General features: G+C 49.7%; 4 protein-coding genes. 3 read left to right on the forward strand and 1 reads right to left on the reverse strand.

Translation table 11 applies throughout. The features are described from left to right. A partial coding sequence (hemW, locus tag ACQY6Q_RS03035) for a radical SAM family heme chaperone HemW (RefSeq protein WP_427977720.1) occupies positions 1-763 on the forward strand: 763 nt, incomplete at its 5' end. Positions 764-765: 2 nt separating this feature from the next. Here the strand turns inward: hemW and trmB are convergent. Further along, on the reverse strand, positions 766-1,500 hold the full coding sequence (gene trmB / locus ACQY6Q_RS03040) for a tRNA (guanosine(46)-N7)-methyltransferase TrmB (RefSeq protein ID WP_427977723.1): 735 nt from the start codon (positions 1,498-1,500) through the stop codon (positions 766-768). Positions 1,501-1,729: 229 nt separating this feature from the next. On the opposite strand from trmB, the gene ACQY6Q_RS03045 reads away from it, so the two are divergent. Next, on the forward strand, positions 1,730-2,221 hold the full coding sequence (locus tag ACQY6Q_RS03045) for a cupin domain-containing protein (protein ID WP_427977725.1): 492 nt from the start codon (positions 1,730-1,732) through the stop codon (positions 2,219-2,221). Between the two features lie 9 nt (positions 2,222-2,230). Further along, positions 2,231-2,745, forward strand: a 515-nt coding sequence (locus tag ACQY6Q_RS03050) for a Gfo/Idh/MocA family oxidoreductase (protein WP_427977728.1), incomplete at its 3' end; no start/stop codon positions are given.

Consider the following 2,745-nt stretch of genomic DNA (forward strand, 5'->3'; position numbering starts at 1 on the left):
TTTCCAAAGCCAACACCTGAGCAAACTAGGACGTATTCATAGCGGTGACGAGGCGATCCGCGCCTTTGAATTTGCCCAGCAAGCGGGCTTTAAACGCATTAACCTCGACCTAATGCATGGCCTGCCACAACAAAGCCTAGCGCAAGCCATGGCCGATCTGGAACAAGCCTTTGCTTTGGGGCCTAGCCACCTGTCGTGGTATCAGCTCACCATTGAGGCCAATACTGCCTTTGCCTCGCGCCCACCTAAATTGCCTAACGAAGACTTACTCTGGGACATCTACCAACAGGGGCAGCTACAGCTACAGCAAGCGGGTTATCAGCAGTATGAAGTTTCAGCCTACTGTCGTGATGGGGATCGCGCAGTACATAACCTTAATTATTGGCGTTTTGGTGACTACCTCGGCATTGGCTGTGGTGCCCACGGCAAAATCACCGACTTAAGCAACCAACAGCTGTATCGCACCGAAAAGGTCAAGCATCCCAAGGGCTACCTGGAGCCAAAGCGTTCCTTCTTATTCAAGCAATGGGCGGTAGAACAACAAGATCTGGCCTTTGAGTTCTTCCTGAATCGCTTACGGCTGTTTGAAGACATTCCCAAGGCTGACTTTTGTGAATTAAGCGGCCTGCCCTTATCGGCCATTGAACAGCCGATTAAACAGGCCATTCAGCAAGATCTGCTAGAAGAAAGCGAGCAGCATTGGCGAGTCACAAAAAAAGGCCGTTTATTTCTAAACGACCTTCTTACTTGCTTTACCGACTAAGCTTAGTCGATACGCTCAAATATCAAATCCCACACTCCGTGGCCTAAACGATGGCCACGATTTTCAAACTTAGTCAGCGGACGCCAATCAGGGCGTGGCACATAGTCGTTAGTGCTAGAGGTATTTTGGTAACCCGGCGCGGCCTGCATCACTTCTAACATGTGTTCGGCATAGTTTTCCCAGTCGGTAGCCATGTGGAAAACCCCACCCACCTTGAGCTTCTTACGCAGTAATTCAACAAACTCAGGCTGAACGATGCGGCGCTTATGGTGGCGCGACTTATGCCATGGGTCGGGGAAAAACAGCTGCACGGTGTCTAGGCTATTGTCGGGAATGCTGTCGTTAAGCACTTCTACCGCATCGTGCTCAAATACCCGTAGGTTGTTAATGCCAGCTTCCACTGCGTCGGCCATACACGCGCCTACGCCAGGGCGATGTACTTCAATACCAATGAAGTTAGTCTCGGGCGCATTGCTAGCCATTTCTACTAATGAAGCTCCCATGCCAAAACCGATTTCTAGTACGGTTTTAGCTTCGCGTCCAAATACTGTCGCCAACGAGTAGTTTTCGCTTTGGTAATCTAAGCCCATTTGTGGCCAAAATTCACTCAGCGCCTTTTCTTGGCGTTTAGTTAGCCGACCTTCGCGTTTAACAAAGCTACGGATCTTACGAAGACGCTTATCTTCTGCTTGCTCTGATGAAGCCTCAGGCGCTTGGTTTTGCTCTTGCTCGCTCATGATATTTCCAGACTCGACGTTGCAGGGACATTCTAAATGTAGAACAGGGCTGGCATTATCCAAAGTTCTTGGGTTTGTGCAAGCTTTCAAGGCGCGAAGCAGGCGGTATCAAGTGCTTTTTCAACGAAAAAACTTAAGCTGAACCAAGAGCCTCAATTTTGTTGGCTGAATGGCTGCTTCTCGGCGGCAAATATTTTACACTGGTACAAACTGCTAGGAGCTTCATAATATGTCGTATAAGCCCTCTTCAAGAATATTCAAAGATAGTGATTTTCACCAAGGCGAAGCACCGCTCTACCTCGGTGAAGGTTACAGTTTTAAGCATGGCGAGAAGATGGCCACGGTGGTTTACCAACCTGCCCACCCCAACCCCAGCGCCCCACAGGGCATGCAAGGTGAAGGGCGTCTCGATGGCACTTGGATTTACAGTGAAGAGCCAGACAAGGCAGAGAACATACTCAGCAGCGGCATCGAGCTGGTGATGGATTCTCACCTAGAGCCCAATGCCAGCATTGGCCTACACCAGCACACCGCTACCGAAGAAGTGTATTACCTACTCAGTGGCGAGCTACACGTTACCGTGATACACGACCAGCAACAATGCACCCAAGTACTGCAAGTGGGTGATTCGCATTGCATCCACCCCGGACAAAGCCACTTTGTAAAAGCCGGCGATGAAGGCGCTCGCTTCATTGTAGTGGCTGCCAAAGTTAATCCTTAGGAGTTGGTGTTGTCGCAAACTAAACCAATCACAAAAGCTGCCATTATTGGCTGTAATTGGGGCATGGTGCACCTAGCTGCGCTGCAGCAAAGCGGCCTAGAGCTAAGTGCATTGGTAGATGTTGATCTACCACGCGCCCAAAGCTTAGCCCAACAGCTTAATATCGCTCATGCTTGCCAGTCTTTAGAACTAGTGCCTGAGGTCGACTTGGTGATTCTTGCCACGCCTGCAATAAGCCATATGTTGGTAATTGAGCATTTTTCCCAGCAGGCGATTATCTGCGAAAAACCGTTGTTAGGCCTCTCGGCCAACCAGCTACCGGCAAACTGGCCGAAGCGTTTGTGGGTGAACTACGCCTTTAACCAGCTGGAAAGTGCTCAATTAATAAATCAACTGATTCAGCCAACACAGGGGCCAGTAAGGGTGCAACTTAGCTCGCAAGTAAACTTGCCACTTAAGTTTAACTTAGAGCAGTGGTTTTTAGAGACCGCCAGCCACCCGCTGTCTTGGTTACTGCACTTGTT

It is taken from the genome of Agarivorans sp., assembly GCF_050295395.1.
Taxonomy (GTDB): domain Bacteria; phylum Pseudomonadota; class Gammaproteobacteria; order Enterobacterales; family Celerinatantimonadaceae; genus Agarivorans.